This window comes from Seleniivibrio woodruffii (assembly GCF_004339245.1).
In the GTDB taxonomy this organism is placed as follows: Bacteria; Chrysiogenota; Deferribacteres; order Deferribacterales; family Geovibrionaceae; genus Seleniivibrio; species Seleniivibrio woodruffii.
Map to the genome: position 1 here is coordinate 27,513 of NZ_SMGG01000004.1, position 17,042 is coordinate 44,554.

Genomic DNA, 17,042 nt, shown 5'->3' on the forward strand with positions numbered 1-17,042 from the left:
ATCAGAGATCCTTCGGCGGATGCCTCAGGATGACGAACGACAATAAGATTTTAGAGAATAAAAAAGGCGGAGTATCTACTCCGCCTTTTCCTATTTACCTGATTTAAGCAGGTTCCAGTATTTTTCGTAAACCGTGATGGCGTTGCCGACATCCAGCTGAAACTCGCCCTGCTTGATAACGCTTAAGGGCGGGTAGATTGTGGGGTTTGAGCGCACGGATTTATCCAGAAGCGCCACTCCCGCTTTGTTGGGGATGGCGTATCCCACTTCCTCGCTTATCATCTTCGCCACTTCGGGCTTCATTATATAGTTGATAAACTTGTGTGCGTTGGCGATGTTTTTGGATGCCTTGGGGATGCACATGCTGTCTATCCAGAATATTGCGCCCTCTTTGGGGTAGATGTATTTAATGGAGGGGTTCTCCTGTGCGGCTGCGAACATCTCTCCGTTGAATGTCAGACCCAGAGTGACCTCTCCGTTGATGAAGGGGATCTTGGGCGAGTCTGAGTTGTAAACACGCACGTTGGGGCGGAGTTTGCGCAGAAGCTCGTATGCCTGTTTTATCTTGTTGGGGTCGGTTTCGTTGCCTGAATAGCCGAGAATGCGCAGGGCTATATGGAAAACCTCACGCAGGTCGTCGGTGAGAACAACCTTGCCCTTATATTTCGAATCCCAGAGGATGCGGTAGGTGTTCGCCTCTTTCTGGTTCACAAAGTCGGAGTTGATTGCCAGCGATGTCGAGCCCCAGAGATAGGGCAGGCTGAATTTGTTGCCGGGGTCATACTCTTTGTTCATCAGAGCAGGATCCATGTTTTTCAGGTTGGGCAGGAGTTTGGGGTTGATGGGAGCCAGCAGTCCCTCTTTCTGCATCCTGTTAACATAGTAGGTGGACGGGAAGATAACGTCATATCCTTTGCCGCCAAGCACTTTCACTTTTGAGTACATAACCTCGTTGCTGTCGTAGGTGGTGTAGATAACTTTGATTCCGGTCTCTTTTTCAAAGCCTCTGAGAACCTGCTCGGGAATATATTCCGACCAGTTGTAAACATAGACCACCTCTTTGGCGAAAACTGAAGATGCCAAAAGGCAAAGAAGCATAACCAAGAACAGTCTTTTCATTTCTTCTCCCTGTTAAGTAATTGAGATATCATAACTATCACAAGCGAAAGAGTGAACATCACCGTACAGAGGGCGTTCACCTCCGGCTTAACTCCCAGCCTGACCATTGAGTATATCCGCAGAGGCAGAATCTCGAAGTCGGGACCCGTCACAAAGAAACTGATGATAACATCATCCATTGAAAGAGTAAAGGCGAGCAGCCATCCCGCAACAACAGCGGGAAGCATCATAGGCAGCAGAACGTGGCGCACTGTCTGAAACTCGGTTGCGCCCAGATCGCCTGCGGCATCGAAAAGGTTTTTGTCGAACCCTTTCATTCTGGACATAACTGTCACAGCCACAAAGGGCAGATTAAATGTTATATGTGAGAGGAGCAGGGTGAGAAACCCCGGCTCCAGCTGAACCGCAACAAAAAGGATAAGCAGGCTGATGCCCATTACGATGTCGGGAACCATTATAAGAATATAAACCAGCGACATCAGCATCTTTTTGCCCTTAAAGGAGTAACGGTAGAACATCACCGCCGCCAGCGAACCCATTATGGTGGCTATGGTGGCGGACAGTGTGGCGACTATCAGCGAGTTGCCCGCCGCCGTCATAAGCGATGAGTTGTAGAGCAGACTCTCGTACCACTCAAGGGTGAACCCCTGCCATGTTGTTCCGAACTTGGATGCATTGAACGAATATGCGATAAGCACCAGAATGGGCAGATACAGGAAAGCGTATATCAGCGTGTTATAGCTGATCTTTACAAACCGCATCATATGGCGTCCCTGCCTGTCTGCTTGGTGCTTCTGTAGTAAACGTATATTATCACGAACATTATGACAGTGAGTATCATGCTTGCCGCTGCGCCCAGAGGCCAGTTGCGGGTGAGCAGGAACTGGTTGCGGATGAAGTTTCCGATAAGCAGTGATTTTGCGCCGCCCAGAACATCGGAAATATAGAACAGGCAGAGAGTGGGCAGGAAAACCAGCATACTGCCCGCAATGACGCCGGGCATTGAGAGGGGCAGCACAACATGAAAGAAAGTGCGCATGCGTCCTGCGCCGAGGTCTTTTGCCGCCTCTATGAGTTTATAGTCCAGCTTCTCAAGCACCGCATAAAGAGGCAGTATCATGAACGGCAGAAGGGAGTATACCATCCCCACCAGAACGGCGGATTCGGTGTACATAAGCCTTAACGGTTCATCGATTATGCCCAGAAACATCAGTATGTTGTTCAGCACTCCGTTTGTCTTGATTATCACAATGATGGCGTAGGTGCGGATAAGGGAGCTTGTCCAGAAGGGGATTATTATGAAAACAAGCAGCAGTGTTTTGAATTTCCCCTTATATTTCGAAAGATTATACGCAAAAGGATAGCCCACGAGAAGGCACAGGATAGTGGTTATGAAGGCCATTTCGAATGAATCCGCCATAACCTGAATGAAAACAGGGTCTTTCAGGGCTTTGTAGTTGTTCAGGGTGAACACCGGAGAAATCTCTCCGGGGGTGTTGCTGGTCATCAGGCTCACTGCGAACCCCATCAGCGTGGGGAGCAGAACGAATATCACGAGCCAGACGGTTATAAGGGTTATGGAAAAGGTTTTAAAGCGGTTTTTCTCAGTCATCGGGAAGCAGTACCTCCCAGCCGTCAACCCACTTAACGGCAACCTTTTCTCCTGATTTGTATTCAAATTCGGGGTCGTCCTCGTCAAAGAACTCGCTGGCCATTATCTGCGTTCCGCTGTCCAGACGGACAATGGAATCCAGCGTTGCACCCTTGTATGTTGTCTCTTCTATGATTCCCTGAAGGGGATAGTCGCTGTCTGCGTCTTTGATGTGCTCCAGACGGATGTCTTCGGGGCGCAGAAGGAGCTTAACCTTGTCGCCTTCAACGAATGAATGCTTTCTGGTGAGGCTGCACTGTCTGCCCTCAACGTTCGCACGGAGTTTTCCGGCCTCTGTCTTCTCGATTGTGGCCTGCAAAACGTTTATCTCGCCCACAAACTTCGCCACGAACATGTTTTTCGGGTTCTCATAAACCTCTTTGGGCGTGGCATCCTGCTGGATAACCCCTTCGTTCATCACCACCACACGGTCGGACATTGAGAGAGCCTCCTCCTGATCGTGGGTGACGAATATGAAAGTTATGCCCAGTTTCCGCTGAATGTGTTTCAGCTCGGTCTGCATCTGTTTGCGGAGTTTATAGTCCAGAGCCGAGAGGGGTTCGTCCAGAAGGAGCACCTTCGGACGTTTCACGATCGCCCTTGCTATTGCAACCCTCTGCTGCTGTCCGCCGGAGAGGTTCTGGGGCATGCGGCTTGCGAAGCCTGTGAGCATGACCGTTTCAAGTGCGGCCATGACCCGCTCGTTTATTTCATTTTTCGGAGTTTTTTCCATTTTCAGCCCGAACGCAACGTTGTCGTATACGCTCATGTGGGGGAAGAGTGCGTAGCTCTGGAAAACGGTATTTACCTCCCTTTTGTTGGGAGGAATCGTGCTGACATCCTTGCCGCCGATGAACACTTTTCCGCTGTCCTGCGTTTCCAGCCCTGCGATGATACGCAGCAGAGTGGTTTTTCCGCAGCCGGAGGGACCCAGAAGTGTGACGAATTCGCCGTCTTTGATAATCAGGTCGAGGTTGTGCACCACCCCGTGACCGCCGAATGATTTGGAGATGTTCTCCAGTCTGACAATGTCGCTTGCGCTATTCATTTTTCACCGATAAAAATAATCAGGTACTTATATACAAATAAGACTAAACAGTCCATAAAAAACTGACTGAAAACCGGAAAATCACAAAATCATGACAGGCCGCTTATTCAACCACGCCGATGATTCCTTTAAGGTATTCTGATTCAGGGAAAAAAGGACTTATGGGGTGATCGCCCGCCTGCGACATAAAACCTGTTATTCTGAGGGTTCTTCCGGCATCTTTTGCCGCCCATGCAACAGATTTTATGAAATCTTCTCTGGAAACACGGCCGGAACAGGAAAAAGTGACGAAAATTCCGTTCTTCTCAGTCTTTTTCAGTCCCAGCATGTTTATGTCCTTATATGCTCTCAAGGCCTGTTCCATGGCAGACTGCGACTTTGCCAGTTTGGGAGGATCGAGGATTACAAGATCATGTTTGCGGGAATCCGTATTTCTTTGGCGAAGATATTCAAAAACGTCCGCTTTAACCGTTTCGGGTTTCTGCAAACCGTTCAGGTCAAAATTTTCTTCGAGGTTTTTAAGCGCATCCGCAGATGAATCCACGGAAGTTATGCTTTTTGCTCCCGCCGCCGCACAGTTCAGCGAAAAGCCGCCTGTGTAGCAGAAACAGTCTAAAACGTCGGAACCTGCGGCATACTGCGCAACAGCTTTTCTGTTATCCCTCTGGTCGAAATAATATCCGGTTTTCTGTCCGCTGACAGGGTTGGCTGAAATTTTTAGCCCGTTCTCTTTGATAAGTATTCTTTCCGGCGCATCGCCGTATATGCAGGCTTCCTGAAAAAAGACCTTTTCCTTTTTGTTCAGTTCGTCTGCCGGGCGGGCATATATTGATACGGGATTGACAACGGCTTTCAGTGCTTCTGTCATGAACGGGAGATAGAGCACTGCTGAGGCCGTGTTCACCTGAAGGCCGATGTGGCCGTTGTAGTAATCCGCAACGTAGCCGGGCAGTCCGTCTGCTTCACCGTAGAGCAGGCGGAAGCTGTCGGTCTGTTCGCTGTTTATGAGTCGTTTTCTGGCACTCAGTGCCGCCTGAAGCCTTGCTGTGAAAAGGCTCTGGCGTGCCTGCTCGTCCTCGTTCCATGAGAAAAGGCGCAGGGTTATTGCGCTGTGTTCGCTGTAAAACCCGTATGCCACGAATTTCTTATCCGCATCAACAACACGGACGGCTTCGCCGTTTCTTATTCCGCTTTCGGCAGAGTGAACCGAGCCGGAAAACACCCACGGGTTTCTGTTTCTTGCCAGTTTGTCTTTCTGTTTTTTGAGTATTACTGTTTTCATATCTGCTATTCAACACAATCTCACGAATATTTCAACTGAATAAGAGCGGCTGACCGAAACTTTTTAACGTTGTAAGATTCTTTACAATCCTGTATGTTGTATCTGTGTTTCCCTGTTGTCGGGGGATTCGGATATTATACGAAACTTCTCTGAATTAACAGAAGTTTAATTTATGGATATTTCCGGTAATATTGACTTGAAATTTAGAGAATATGCGGCAACAATTAAACAAAATTTACATTCTTAATTATTTTTTTTCGGAGGCGACATGAATCTGTCCATACGGTACAAAATAGCTTTAATGGCAGTTGTTCCGGTGCTGCTTACTGCATTATTCCTTACGTTTTTCACCTATTTTCAGCTAAAAAAGATCGGAGAGACCGAGATCGAAAGTTTCCGCCAGAGCATGCGTCAGGCGAAGGAACAGGAGCTGAAGCAATATATAGATCTTGCACTTTCATCCATTAAAAAAGTATATGACAACTCAAGTGCCGATGATCCTGAAGCCAAGGCTCAGGTTGCGGCTATCCTTCAGGAGCTTTCATACGGAAGCGACGGCTATATCTTCCTGAATGACGACGAGGGTGTTGTTCTGGCAAACAAGGCCAAACCCGAACTGGTAGGACAGAACCTCATCGGAATGAAGGACAAGAACGGCGTATACATATTCAAGGAACTGATAGATGCGGCCAAGAAAGGCGGCGGATATGTAAGCTATCAGTGGTTTAAGGCATCCAAGAACACGGAGGTTGAAAAACTCAGCTATGCCGTGGAGCTTAAAAAATGGAACTGGGTGCTTGGAACAGGTTTCTATGTTGACGATATTCAGGACGCAGTGAAAGCCAAAGAGGATGAGCTTCAGTCAACAGTCACAAAGACAATAATGGTGATACTCACCATGTCGGCTCTCATCACCGGCGGTATCATAATCGTTTCCTTCTTCCTTTCAAGCATTCTCACCAGAAGCATAAAGAGCATCAACCAGTTTCTTAAGGAAGTTTCCGACGGCGAGGGCGACCTCACCCGTGACCTGCCTATCCTCTCCAACGACGAAATGGGCGAGATGGCCAGACACTTCAATAAATTCATAGGAAAACTGAACGAGATAATCTCCATTGTTAAAGAGGGTTCAGAAAACGTGGCTTCGGCCAGCACCGAGCTTGCGAGCACAACAGAGGAACTTACCGTAACGTTTCTTGATCAGGCCGGTCAGGTTACTTCCGTTGCCAGTGCAACAGAGGAGATAAGCGTTACATCACAGCATGTCATGCAGTCCATAGGCGAAGCCAACGATCAGGCAGCCAAAACAGAAAAGCTCACCCGTGAGGGCAAACAGCAGCTTTTAAGCTCTGTGTCCGAAGTTATGGGAATTAAAGAAAAAGTGGAAAAGCTGGGCAAAACCATTAATAATCTGGCCAGTTCATCTTCTGAAATAGGAAACATCGTCAGCGTTATCAACGATATCGCCGACCAGACAAACCTTCTGGCGCTCAATGCGGCCATTGAGGCTGCAAGGGCAGGGGAACACGGCAGAGGTTTTGCCGTTGTTGCCGACGAGGTAAGAAAGCTGGCAGAGCGCACACAGAGTGCAACAAAAGAGATAGAGAACATCATCGCAAGCCTCCAGAGCGAAACCAGAATAGCCACAGTGGACATGGACGAGGCAACAGGAAAGGTTGTTTCCGGTGCGAAGGCTATTCAGGGAACAGAGGCTGTGTTCTCGCAGATAGTCGTTTCCGTTGAAAGCATCAACAGAACAAACCACACAATAAACGGCGCCATTCAGGAGCAGGTATCAGCCATCGGAAACATCAACGAAAATGCGCAGGTAATTTCATCGGGAATCGATGAAAGCTCAAACGCACTTGCTCAGGTGACGGCGACAGTTGCCGACCTGCAGAAGCAGGCGGACGATCTGCATATTATGGTAAGCAAGTTCAAGACTAGAGCCTGATAAAGAACCGTATGTGTCTGACAATGAAGGCACATACGGTTTTCTTTTTTACATTGATGTTAAATAATGTTAAAGTTAAACTGATTTATATATACAAAATATTGTGGGTGTATTTATGAGTACGACCATTTTAGTTGTCGATGATGATCAGGAGATAATAGATATTCTTAAGCTCCTGCTGAATCTTGAAAAATACAATGTTATCACTGCGTCTAACGGCATCACCGGACTGTCTCTTGCCCCGGGAGTACAATCCTGACCTCATAATCCTCGACCTCAATCTGCCCGATATTGACGGGCAGCAGATATGCAAGATAATCAGAGGGGAGCAGGACGTGCCCATCCTCATCCTTTCCGCCCGTGACAACGTTTCCGACAAGGTTGTCTGCCTCGAATACGGAGCGGACGACTACCTGACCAAGCCCTTTGAGAACATCGAGCTGATAGCCCGTGTAAAGGCTATTCTGCGCCGTGTTGAAAAACCTGCGGCGGTTCAGGAGGACAGCGACGGCCAAGCCTCCGTGTTTCATCACCTGACCATAGACAGGGCAAACAGACAGGTCTTCATAAAAAATGATAAAATAAGTCTTACGCCGAAGGAATACGACATCCTTCTGTATTTCATAGAAAAAGCCGGACAGGTGCTCTCCCGTGACACCATAGTCAGCGATATCTGGGGAAAGAACTCCATCTATTCATGGTCCAGAAGCCTTGATGTCCACATCAAGAACCTGCGCCAGAAGGTTGAGATAAACCCTAAAAATCCTGACATAATAAAAACCGTTTCCGGCGTCGGATATAAGATCAAGAAATGAAGCTCACCTTTAAGCTGCTGATAAGCATCACTCTGGTAACCATTGTTATCATTCTGGCCATGACGAACGTTTTCATGGAGAGTCAGAAAAAGATACTGCTTCAGCAGGCGCACACTCAGGCAAAGACCATGTTCGACATGATCGTTGTCACCCGTCAGTGGGTGGCGGAGAACAGGGATCAGATTCAGCCTGTGCCTGCCGTTGCCACCAAGCAGCTTTCAACCTATGCCGAGAAAATGACGGATTTCCGTTTTCACATAACAAGTCTTCAGCTGATAAATCCTGAAAATGCTCCGGACGATTATGAGGTCAATGCCCTCAAACTGTTTGAAAAAGGGGCAAAGGAACATCAGGAGATAATCACCCTTAAGGGGGACAGGTACTACAGATATATGGCTCCGCTGTATGTCAACAAGGCCTGCATGGAGTGCCACGACTATCAGGGATATAAGATAGGCGATCTGCGGGGCGGAATATCTGTTACCATACCCATGAAATCTCTGGAAAAAGCCATGCAGGTGAACAACCGCAACTATCAGATAATCGGTTTCACCGCTTTTGCGGGTATCGTGCTCACCCTTACTCTGCTTCTGCGCATGATGGTACTCAAAAATCTGGATACCCTTACGAATGCCGCCGTTTCATACAAAACGGGGGATTTTTCCAAAAAACTTGCAATAAAGACAGGAGACGAGATTCAGGAGCTTTCCGAAGCGTTCGAGATGATGCGCCACAGCATTCTGGAGAACGAGGACAGGCTGAAAGAACAGCTGGCAAGAGTCACAGGGCAGTATCAGTCGGTTATGCAGGAGCTTCAGACAACCAACGACGAACTAAAGAGCATTAACAGCTTCAAGTCCGACATTCTGGACTCCCTTTCCCATGAGCTGAGAACGCCGCTTACGAAGATAATCTCCTATTCCGAACTGCTTGTGGCTCAGGGGCTGGACTGTGCGCCGGATGTTAAGGAGAAGTCCCTCGCAACGATAGCAAAAAGCGCAAGACTGCTTAACACCCTTTTCAGCGAGATAATCACTCTGTCCCGTCTGGACAGCAATCAGTACCCTTATCACTTTATGCCGCTTAACATAGGCAAGCTGACCGCCGAGATCGCTTCCGATCATGAAAAAGAGATGTCTGACAAAAATATAGAATTCAGCATGGATATCAGGGACGGATCAATGATAACCGCTGATGCGGAATCGTTCCGCCATGTCCTGATGAACCTTATATCCAACGCAGTGAAATTCAGCCGCAACGACGGTTTCATCAAAGTCCGCCTTAAAAGCAATGATGAATATAACATAATTGAGGTTGAGGATTCCGGGGTCGGTATTCCTGCGGATGAGTTGGAACTGGTGACCAAGAGGTTCTTCCGTGCGTCAAACGTCAAGCGTGAGTTTTCGGGCACAGGGCTGGGGCTTTCCATCATCTCCAGAATAGTCGAGGGGCACAACGGTGCGCTTGAAATTGAGTCGGAGCAGAATAAAGGCTCACTTTTCAGGGTTCTGATACCTAAGAACCTTGTGGCGGATGATGAGCACTAGTTTATTATCTGTTAATATGTTTAGATCTGATTTATAAGCATTTGTATTTTATTATTCTTTTCCATCAATACTGTACATTAAAACAGCACCGTGATATACTTGTTTCATGGCCGGTATTAAACTGTACGATCTCCACGAAACGGTTTATTCGTTTGTCCTCAAATCCCTTAGCTCGGGCGAATCTCCTGCGGGTATCATAATCAGCCTGCATTCACTTACCGATGAAAGAGTGGCGGAACAGGTTCCGCAGACAGAAAAAGCGGTGATGAAGTGCCGGAGAGGCTGTTTCCACTGCTGCCGGGTGAACGTTCCCGTTCTTGCTCCCGAAGCGGATGTCATTGCTGAATATCTTAAAACCATCCTGAACGCCGATGAACTGGAAAGGCTGAGAGCAAAGCTCAGATACATAAAGGTAAATATTGCCGGATACGATGATCAGGAACGCATTGTCTCAAACATTCCCTGCGGATTTCTGGGGGAGGAGGGCGAATGCATAATCCATCCTGTGCGCCCCCTTGTGTGCCGTTCTGTTGTCAGTGCGGACGATTCGGCCTGCTACAACGCCATGAACATGTCCATCTATGAAGAATATGCCTACATTCCCATGAACCTAAAGCATAAAAGCATATATGACACTGTGTTTCTTGCGCTGGCGGACGCTCTGAAACAGAGCGGAGGCGACAGCAGAAGCTATGAGATATCCGAAGCCCTTCTTAAAAGGCTCACTATAAATATTTAACAAGGACTTATTTTGTCTCTTTTCTGCAATGTTCATTTGACGCATTGCATATTGGGATATAAAATGTAGTAAGTGTTCTATCTTTTTTCACATTGAGAGGTAAAACTATGAAAAAGACAGCCTGCTTTATTGTTATGATTTCTGCTTTTGCGTTTTCAGCTGCTTTCGCCGCTGCAAACGGAGCGGCACTTTATGAAAAGTGCAAGGGATGCCACGGAGCAGACGGCTCAAAACCCGCTCTGGGCGTCAGCAAAGCTATTAAAGGACTTCCTGCGGCAACAATCGAAGCCGATCTGAAAGGATATCAGGAAGGCAAGGGCGGAGCCAAAAAAGCCATCATGCTTGCTCAGGTTGCCAAACTGACACCCGAAGAGATCAAAGCACTTTCGGAATATATCTCTAAGCTGAAATAAGCCGATGAGATTCTTAAAATTTGCAGTTCTCCTTTTTGCAGTTGTATGTCTTACAGGTCTGTTCTCCGTACGGCAGTCTTTTGCCGCCGATGTGGAGCATTCTGCCCATGAAAATATGCAGAAAGGAGAAAATAAAGAGCACGTTCACGATGAGAAGGCTCAGAAGGAGTCCGATGTCGGTGTCACCGAGCATCTGGGAAGCATAATCCCTCTGGATCTGGAGTTCACCACTTCCGAAGGGAAAAAGGTCACACTCAGAGAGCTTGTTGATAAACCCACTCTGTTCGCTCCCGTGTACTACACATGTCCGAACGTATGCAATTTTCTCCAGTCACGTCTGGCGGATGTTATTCCCCAGATAAAAATGAAGCCCGGACAGCAGTATCAGGTCATTTCCGTCAGCTTCGACGAGAACGACACCGTTAAGGACGCCGCCGAGAAAAAGGTCAACTATATGAAGGCCGCAGGCGGAACGGTTCCCGAAAACGGCTGGATATTCCTGACCGGTTCCAAGGAAAATATTGATAAACTTATGAACGCTCTGGGATTCCGCTTTAAAAGAAGCGGTGCAGACTTCGCCCACCCTGTGGCCGTTATGTCGGTTTCTCATTCAGGCAAGATAGTCCGCTACCTCTATGGTACAGACATTCTGCCTTTTGAAATGACAATGGCCGTTGTTGAGGCGGAGAAGGAGACCCCGGGGCTTTCCGTTAAAAAACTCGTGGCCTACTGTTTCAACTACGATCCTCAGGGTAAGAGATATGTCTTTGACATAATGAAGGTATCCGGCGTGGTTGTTCTGCTGGTTATGGCCGTTTTCGCCGGATATCTTTTCTTCGGCGGAAAAAAGAGAAAAAAGAGAGGTTCCGATGAGTAACAGTACTCTTTCATTCTGGGAGGAGACGGGGAACGGCCGCACAGGAATAATGGGCTGGCTGACCTCAACCGACCACAAACGGATCGGTCTTATGTATCTGTATATCCTGCTCGCAATGTTCATTGTGGGCGTGTTTCTGGGACTTGCCATCCGTCTGGAGCTGATAGCTCCCGGCAGAACGATAATGGATGCCCAGACATACAACACGGTCTTCACTCTGCACGGGGTGATCATGATATTCATCGTGGTGATCCCCAGCATTCCGGCGGCCATAGGCAACCTTGTGCTCCCCATCCAGCTGGGTGCGGAGGACGTTGCGTTTCCTAGGCTTAACCTGTTTTCTTGGTATCTTTATGTGGGCGGAACGCTTCTGGCTCTGGTTTCGCTGTTCACAGGCGGCGGAACTCCCGACACGGGATGGACGTTCTACGTTCCCTTCTCGGAGTTCACCACGACCAACGTTTCCGTGGCGGTGATAGCCGTTTTCATCCTCGGCTTCTCCTCCATCCTCACAGGTCTTAACTTCATCACAACAATACACAGACTCAGAGCACCCGACATGACATGGACAAAGATCCCCCTGTTCACATGGTCGCTCTATGCCACAGGCTGGATTCAGGTTCTGGCCACTCCGGTTCTGGGTATAACGGTTCTGCTTATATTTGCCGAAAGGGTTCTGGGAGTGGGGCTTTTCGATCCCAACAAGGGCGGCGACCCCATCCTTTATCAGCACCTTTTCTGGATATACTCACACCCCGCCGTGTACATCATGATCCTTCCGGCCATGGGTGTCGTTTCCGACATTATCCCAGTCTTCGCCCGCAAGCCCATCTTCGGGTATAAGACCATCGCCTTTTCAAGCCTTATGATAGCCTTCGCAGGCTCTCTGGTGTGGGCGCACCACATGTTCACATCGGGCATGAGCGACACTGCGGTGCTGATCTTCTCGCTGCTGACTTTCATCGTGGCGATACCATCGGCCATAAAGGTGTTCAACTGGACTGCAACACTTTATAAGGGTTCCATATCCGTTGAGCCTCCCCTGCTGTATGCGCTGGGTTTCATCTTCCTGTTCTCCGTGGGCGGTCTTACGGGACTTATCCTCGGTTCGGCGGGAACTGACATACACGTTCACGACACATACTTTGTCGTGAGCCACTTCCACTATGTCATCTTCGGCGGAACAGGCTTCGGTCTGTTTGCGGCCATGCACTTCTGGCTGCCGAAATACTACGGCCGCATGTATGACAAGACCCTTTCAAAGGTAGCGTTCTACATACTTTTTGTGGGTTTCAACCTGCTCTATTTCCCGCTGTTCATCATCGGGCTTCAGGGCATGCCCCGACGCTACTACGACTATCTGCCCCAGTATCAGGACGGACACATAATCTCCACTGTGGGTTCATGGGTTCTGGCGCTTGGTCTGGCCATAATGTTCTACAACCTTATCAAAGGATGCCTGAAGGGCGAAAAGGTCAACGGACGCAACCCCTGGGGTGCGGCCACTCTGGAGTGGACAACTCCCACGCCTCCCCCTCTGCTCAACTTTGACAGGGAACCCGACACCTCACGCAAACCCTACGACTTTAAGGGGGTAACGCCTGATGAGTAACCATGTGCATAAAGACTACGCAGGAGCGAAACTCGGCATGTGGCTGTTCCTCTTCACAGAGGTACTGCTTTTCGGCGGAATGTTTGTGCTCTACTCTGCGTATTTTCACGAGTATCCCCGCGAGTTCCACATAGGCGGAAAACAGCTCGATGTGGTGATAGGCACACTGAACACGGTGGTTCTGCTGCTCTCCAGTTTCAGCATTGCGGCGGCCATCACATACATTCAGCAGGGAAAGAAAAAGCTTGCGCTGATATACACCTATCTGACCATCGGTGCGGCGTTCATTTTCCTTGTTAACAAGACAATAGAGTGGCGTGCGAAGTTTCACCACGGCATCTGGCCGGATTCGCCCCATCTGAGGGAGCTTTCCCACGGCGAGAACATCTTCTTCGGGCTTTATTTCCTTATGACAGGTCTCCATGCGCTCCACGTTATTATAGGCATGGTGGTTCTGTCGGTCATGGTCTACTTCCTTAAGAAGGATGTTATAAATCAGCAGGATTTTGTGAAACTTGAAAATGCAGGGCTCTACTGGCACATAGTGGACCTTATCTGGATATTCCTGTTTCCCCTGTTCTATCTTGTGTTGTGAGGGCGGCTATGAGCGAACATAAACACGAACACCATATATTAAGCATTAAAACAGCCGGCATAATTCTGGGGCTTCTGCTCCTGCTGACTGCCATTACGGTCGGAGTTTCCCGAATCAATCTGGGATTTCTGAACGTGGCGGTGGCTATGACCCTTGCGACAACAAAGGCGCTGCTGGTTATTTTGTTTTTCATGCATATGAAATACGAGAGCAGGTTCATGCAGGCTATAGTCTTCATGTGTTTCCTGATTCTGGCCATTTTCATAGGCTTCACATTCTTTGACGTGGCTTACAGGTAAGGGGGCGGATATGGATGCATCATTAGTCGATGCCGTCAGCAAGGTCGACACGGCATTTAAATTTATATTCGGCATATCCATTGTCATCCTGATTCTGATAACAGTGGTTACGCTGTACTTCCTCTACAGGTACAGCAGAAAAAGAAACCCTGAACCTGCGGACATCGACGGCAACCTTGTCGCCGAGATAATCTGGACTGTTGTGCCGACTTTGATAGTGGCGGCAATGTTCTGGTTCGGCTGGACAGGCTATAAGGCTCTGCGCAGTGCCCCTGCGGACAGCTATGAGGTTCAGTGCGAAGCGAGGATGTGGTCATGGAAGTTCACATATCCCAACGGCAAGACCAGCGACAAGCTTTATGTGCCTGCCAACAAGCCCATAAAGGTTGACCTGACCTCTGTCGACGTTATCCACAGCTTCTATGCACCCGCATTCAGGATCAAGATGGACACAGTGCCGGGAATGCATACCTACGTATGGTTCAACAGCGGCGAACCCGGAAAATATGATATTCAGTGCGCCGAATACTGCGGCGTGCGCCATGCATACATGCTCTCCAAGATAGTCGTTCTTCCTGAGAAGGAGTTCAACGAATGGCTGAACGAGACCGCCGCCGTGCAGAAGGACGAGGGCGAGGAACTGCTTAAGAAATACGGCTGTTTCGATTGCCACTCCACAGACGGCAGTGTGCTTGTGGGTCCCAGCTTCAAGGATATCTACAACCGTGAGACGATTGTCATTGAGAACGGCAAGGAGAGAACCCTCAAGGCTGACGATGAGTATCTGAGAAGAGCCATCGAGGAACCTGCGGCAGAGCTTGTCAAAGGTTTTGAGGATATGATGCCTCCGTTCAAGGGCACGATATTCGATGAGGAGATGAAGAAGATTCTCACGCACCTCAAGGGAGAGAAACCTCAGGCAAATGTCGGTGCAAAGGGTGCGGAAGTGGCCGAGCGTGAGGGCTGTCTGGGATGCCACTCCACAGACGGCAGCGTTATAGTCGGCCCCAGCTTCAAAGGGCTGATGGATCGCAAAGCAAAGGTTGTCTCCAAAGACGGTAAAAAGATGGAGGTGACAGCCAACATCGAGTATATCATCGGTTCAATAAAGACACCTGAAGCGTATATCACGGAAGGTTTCGATCCTTCGATGCCCGCTTATGAGAGCCTGAGCGATGACGATGTCAAGGCTCTGGTGGAATATATAAGCACGCTGAAATAACAGTGAACTGTATCCTGAAACTTATAAGATTCAAATTATCTTTAATGGTAGGCCTTTCCGCTTTTGCGGGGGCCTGCCTTTCTTATCACCACATAGGTTTTCATCACCTTTATGCAATGCTGGCGGCGACGTTCCTGTCGTTCGGATGTTCTGCGCTGAACCAGTTTCAGGAGCGGGATCTTGACGGAATGATGCAGCGCACGAAAAAGCGTCCTCTGCCCTCAGGCAATCTTATGCCCAAAGAGGTTCTTGTGCTTTCAGTGAGCCTTATTCTTATGGGAATGGGCTTTATTGTTCTTTCTGAGAGCCTTTCGGCAATACTTATAGGCATATTCGTAATCGTGGGCTACAACTTCCTTTATACGCCGTTCAAACGGATTTCTCCGTTTTCGGTGATGCTCGGTTCCTTCTCCGGTGCCGTTCCGCCCCTGCTGGGCTACACAATGGCCGGAGGCTCGCCTTTTGACGTTAAGATACTTCTGGTATCAGCCACTCTCTATCTCTGGCAGACGCCGCATTTTGCCATTCTGGCGGACATGCATGCCGATGACTACATTCAGGCGGGTTTTAAGACTTTGCGCCACTCCTACGGCGAGGACAAGAGCAGGCTGTTCATCAGCGTCTGGTCTGCCGCATATTTTGCCGCTCTCATGTTTCTGCCTCTGGCGGACATCTATGTGTATAAATATACCATGTTCGCCCATATTGCCGTTGCCCTGCCTGCGGCGTTCATAGTTCTTTTCTATTCCGACAATCCCCGAATCAGGTTCCACACACTCAACCTGTCCGCAATGATGTTCTTTCTTCTTTTGGCCGTGGACAGTATGATCGTTCTTTAATCCTTGCAGTGTATAGATTAAAACGCTATCATCATATCTTTGAAGCGGAGGTGCGAAATGAGCGCAAATGTTGAAAAGGTCATGACACGTCACCATGAGATCGCAGAGCGGTATGCCCTTGCGATGGAGAATGCAGAGGACAAGTCAGCCTGTATCGCCGCCATGAACGCCTGCGCAAAAGAAGTTAAGGCTCAGTATGCCGACCTTGAGAGCATCAGCAGTGAATACACAGAGCTTATGACCCTCGGAACGGCTTCAGAAGAGCTGAAAGAGATGGTCGAGCATACAGGAAAATGCTTCGGAAGCCGGATTGCCGCTGTTTATCCTAAGATGGCGATGTTCCTTTCCGATGAAGATTTCAGAAAAGCTCACACCGAACTGGATATCGTTCTGTCGGGCAACCCGCTTTTCGGCGGTGCAATGGAACAGGACGGGACTTTTGACGAGGTGGCGAAATCCTTCGCCCATTCGGTGAACTCCATGGCGGAGAAGCTTAACGCAGAGGTTTCCGAGGCCGACGACAGCAAGATTTCGGAGCTTGAGGCGGTGTTCACGGAGTTCGATTCTCTGGCGAAACGCTACAAAGCGGCAGTTGAAAAGGCGGACACCACAAAGAAGTTCGTAAAGGCGAACGATCTGTTCGTTGAGGCTGTCAGAAAGCTGATTCCACGTATGAAGGACGTTGCGGATACTATGCGACTGCTTTCGGCCAAGAGAGCAGTTCCTGAATCCGTTGCCGAGGCTGGAAAAAGCCTTAGAAACACTCTGGGCAAAGAGCTGAAAGAGGTTTTGCAGGACAAACGTGACCTTATGGCCGACATGAAGGTTAAGAAATCGGTGGAGAAGCTCGGAAAACTGCTGGAGACTTTACCTTTCTGAGATTCTTCGGCTTCGCCTCAGAATGACTGCAAATTTACGTCATTGCGAACCTGCGTAAGCAGGTGCGGCAATCTCATCCGCAAAGTTTACAGGAATGTAAATCCCCCTTAGTCCCCCTTTATTAAAGGGGGAGATAACCGTCACTCTGAGC

Annotated in this window: 18 protein-coding genes; 13 read left to right on the forward strand and 5 right to left on the reverse strand. The window is 48.8% G+C overall.

Annotated elements, in window-relative coordinates; genetic code table 11:
• Window positions 1–90 precede the first annotated feature (90 nt).
• The 5 genes from C8D98_RS06195 to C8D98_RS06215 all read right to left on the reverse strand — a co-directional run bounded on the left by C8D98_RS06195 (window position 91) and on the right by C8D98_RS06215 (window position 5,100).
• Complete coding sequence (locus C8D98_RS06195; RefSeq protein ID WP_132873066.1) at window positions 91–1,119, reverse strand: ABC transporter substrate-binding protein; 1,029 nt, start codon at window positions 1,117–1,119, stop codon at window positions 91–93.
• Complete coding sequence (potC, locus tag C8D98_RS06200) at window positions 1,116–1,883, reverse strand: spermidine/putrescine ABC transporter permease PotC (RefSeq protein WP_132873068.1); 768 nt, start codon at window positions 1,881–1,883, stop codon at window positions 1,116–1,118. The genes C8D98_RS06195 and potC overlap by 4 nt, the downstream gene beginning before the upstream one ends.
• Window positions 1,880–2,731 carry a spermidine/putrescine ABC transporter permease PotB gene (gene potB, locus C8D98_RS06205; protein WP_132873069.1) on the reverse strand — a complete coding sequence of 284 codons (852 nt, stop codon included), beginning with the start codon at window positions 2,729–2,731 and terminating at the stop codon, window positions 1,880–1,882. Before potB ends, potC begins: the two co-directional genes overlap by 4 nt.
• The gene (gene potA / locus C8D98_RS06210; protein ID WP_132873071.1) at window positions 2,724–3,818 is read right to left on the reverse strand and encodes a spermidine/putrescine ABC transporter ATP-binding protein PotA; all 1,095 of its coding nucleotides are present in this window, start codon (window positions 3,816–3,818) and stop codon (window positions 2,724–2,726) included. The genes potB and potA overlap by 8 nt, the downstream gene beginning before the upstream one ends.
• Window positions 3,819–3,921: 103 nt before the next feature.
• Entirely contained in the window at window positions 3,922–5,100 is a 1,179-nt protein-coding gene (locus tag C8D98_RS06215; RefSeq protein WP_132873072.1) for a class I SAM-dependent rRNA methyltransferase, read from the reverse strand.
• Between the two features lie 268 nt (window positions 5,101–5,368).
• Here C8D98_RS06215 and C8D98_RS06220 point away from each other — a divergent pair, with 268 nt between their 5' ends.
• From C8D98_RS06220 to C8D98_RS06275, 13 genes are all read left to right on the forward strand, one after another.
• Window positions 5,369–7,054: a methyl-accepting chemotaxis protein gene (locus C8D98_RS06220; protein WP_132873074.1), complete on the forward strand. Its 1,686-nt coding sequence runs from the start codon at window positions 5,369–5,371 to the stop codon at window positions 7,052–7,054.
• 115 nt (window positions 7,055–7,169) lie between these two features.
• The gene (locus C8D98_RS13900; protein ID WP_243640928.1) at window positions 7,170–7,313 is read left to right on the forward strand and encodes a hypothetical protein; all 144 of its coding nucleotides are present in this window, start codon (window positions 7,170–7,172) and stop codon (window positions 7,311–7,313) included.
• Window positions 7,291–7,869 (forward strand): response regulator transcription factor, encoded by a 579-nt coding sequence (locus tag C8D98_RS06225; protein ID WP_243640929.1) that lies wholly within the window; start codon window positions 7,291–7,293, stop codon window positions 7,867–7,869. The genes C8D98_RS13900 and C8D98_RS06225 overlap by 23 nt, the downstream gene beginning before the upstream one ends.
• The gene (locus C8D98_RS06230; protein WP_132873076.1) at window positions 7,866–9,416 is read left to right on the forward strand and encodes a sensor histidine kinase; all 1,551 of its coding nucleotides are present in this window, start codon (window positions 7,866–7,868) and stop codon (window positions 9,414–9,416) included. The genes C8D98_RS06225 and C8D98_RS06230 overlap by 4 nt, the downstream gene beginning before the upstream one ends.
• 106 nt (window positions 9,417–9,522) lie before the next feature.
• Window positions 9,523–10,155: a YkgJ family cysteine cluster protein gene (locus tag C8D98_RS06235; protein WP_132873077.1), complete on the forward strand. Its 633-nt coding sequence runs from the start codon at window positions 9,523–9,525 to the stop codon at window positions 10,153–10,155.
• 107 nt (window positions 10,156–10,262) lie between these two features.
• Window positions 10,263–10,568 (forward strand): c-type cytochrome, encoded by a 306-nt coding sequence (locus tag C8D98_RS06240; RefSeq protein WP_132873079.1) that lies wholly within the window; start codon window positions 10,263–10,265, stop codon window positions 10,566–10,568.
• Between the two features lie 4 nt (window positions 10,569–10,572).
• Window positions 10,573–11,445, forward strand: coding sequence for an SCO family protein (locus C8D98_RS06245; RefSeq protein ID WP_132873081.1), 873 nt, complete (start codon window positions 10,573–10,575; stop codon window positions 11,443–11,445).
• Complete coding sequence (gene ctaD / locus C8D98_RS06250) at window positions 11,438–13,057, forward strand: cytochrome c oxidase subunit I (RefSeq protein ID WP_132873082.1); 1,620 nt, start codon at window positions 11,438–11,440, stop codon at window positions 13,055–13,057. The genes C8D98_RS06245 and ctaD overlap by 8 nt, the downstream gene beginning before the upstream one ends.
• Entirely contained in the window at window positions 13,050–13,652 is a 603-nt protein-coding gene (locus C8D98_RS06255; protein WP_132873084.1) for a cytochrome c oxidase subunit 3 family protein, read from the forward strand. Before ctaD ends, C8D98_RS06255 begins: the two co-directional genes overlap by 8 nt.
• 8 nt (window positions 13,653–13,660) lie before the next feature.
• Complete coding sequence (locus C8D98_RS06260; protein WP_132873085.1) at window positions 13,661–13,951, forward strand: cytochrome C oxidase subunit IV family protein; 291 nt, start codon at window positions 13,661–13,663, stop codon at window positions 13,949–13,951.
• A 10-nt stretch (window positions 13,952–13,961) separates the two neighbouring features.
• Window positions 13,962–15,173 (forward strand): cytochrome c oxidase subunit II, encoded by a 1,212-nt coding sequence (coxB, locus tag C8D98_RS06265; protein WP_132873087.1) that lies wholly within the window; start codon window positions 13,962–13,964, stop codon window positions 15,171–15,173.
• Between the two features lie 44 nt (window positions 15,174–15,217).
• Entirely contained in the window at window positions 15,218–16,012 is a 795-nt protein-coding gene (locus tag C8D98_RS06270) for a protoheme IX farnesyltransferase (RefSeq protein ID WP_132873089.1), read from the forward strand.
• 57 nt (window positions 16,013–16,069) lie between these two features.
• On the forward strand, window positions 16,070–16,891 hold the full coding sequence (locus C8D98_RS06275; protein WP_132873090.1) for a hypothetical protein: 822 nt from the start codon (window positions 16,070–16,072) through the stop codon (window positions 16,889–16,891).
• Window positions 16,892–17,042: the final 151 nt, after the last annotated feature.

What these genes read in the sequence shown, in the direction of transcription:
- C8D98_RS06245 (WP_132873081.1), top strand. Translation starts at nt 10,573, where the DNA reads ATGAGATTCTTAAAATTTGCAGTTCTCCTTTTTGCAGTTGTATGTCTT.
- C8D98_RS06215 (WP_132873072.1), bottom strand. Translation starts at nt 5,100, where the DNA reads ATGAAAACAGTAATACTCAAAAAACAGAAAGACAAACTGGCAAGAAAC.
- C8D98_RS06270 (WP_132873089.1), top strand. Translation starts at nt 15,218, where the DNA reads ATGGTAGGCCTTTCCGCTTTTGCGGGGGCCTGCCTTTCTTATCACCAC.
- coxB (WP_132873087.1), top strand. Translation starts at nt 13,962, where the DNA reads ATGGATGCATCATTAGTCGATGCCGTCAGCAAGGTCGACACGGCATTT.
- C8D98_RS06220 (WP_132873074.1), top strand. Translation starts at nt 5,369, where the DNA reads ATGAATCTGTCCATACGGTACAAAATAGCTTTAATGGCAGTTGTTCCG.
- potC (WP_132873068.1), bottom strand. Translation starts at nt 1,883, where the DNA reads ATGATGCGGTTTGTAAAGATCAGCTATAACACGCTGATATACGCTTTC.
- potB (WP_132873069.1), bottom strand. Translation starts at nt 2,731, where the DNA reads ATGACTGAGAAAAACCGCTTTAAAACCTTTTCCATAACCCTTATAACC.
- C8D98_RS06240 (WP_132873079.1), top strand. Translation starts at nt 10,263, where the DNA reads ATGAAAAAGACAGCCTGCTTTATTGTTATGATTTCTGCTTTTGCGTTT.
- C8D98_RS06255 (WP_132873084.1), top strand. Translation starts at nt 13,050, where the DNA reads ATGAGTAACCATGTGCATAAAGACTACGCAGGAGCGAAACTCGGCATG.
- C8D98_RS06230 (WP_132873076.1), top strand. Translation starts at nt 7,866, where the DNA reads ATGAAGCTCACCTTTAAGCTGCTGATAAGCATCACTCTGGTAACCATT.
- C8D98_RS06260 (WP_132873085.1), top strand. Translation starts at nt 13,661, where the DNA reads ATGAGCGAACATAAACACGAACACCATATATTAAGCATTAAAACAGCC.
- ctaD (WP_132873082.1), top strand. Translation starts at nt 11,438, where the DNA reads ATGAGTAACAGTACTCTTTCATTCTGGGAGGAGACGGGGAACGGCCGC.
- C8D98_RS06235 (WP_132873077.1), top strand. Translation starts at nt 9,523, where the DNA reads ATGGCCGGTATTAAACTGTACGATCTCCACGAAACGGTTTATTCGTTT.
- potA (WP_132873071.1), bottom strand. Translation starts at nt 3,818, where the DNA reads ATGAATAGCGCAAGCGACATTGTCAGACTGGAGAACATCTCCAAATCA.
- C8D98_RS13900 (WP_243640928.1), top strand. Translation starts at nt 7,170, where the DNA reads ATGAGTACGACCATTTTAGTTGTCGATGATGATCAGGAGATAATAGAT.
- C8D98_RS06195 (WP_132873066.1), bottom strand. Translation starts at nt 1,119, where the DNA reads ATGAAAAGACTGTTCTTGGTTATGCTTCTTTGCCTTTTGGCATCTTCA.
- C8D98_RS06275 (WP_132873090.1), top strand. Translation starts at nt 16,070, where the DNA reads ATGAGCGCAAATGTTGAAAAGGTCATGACACGTCACCATGAGATCGCA.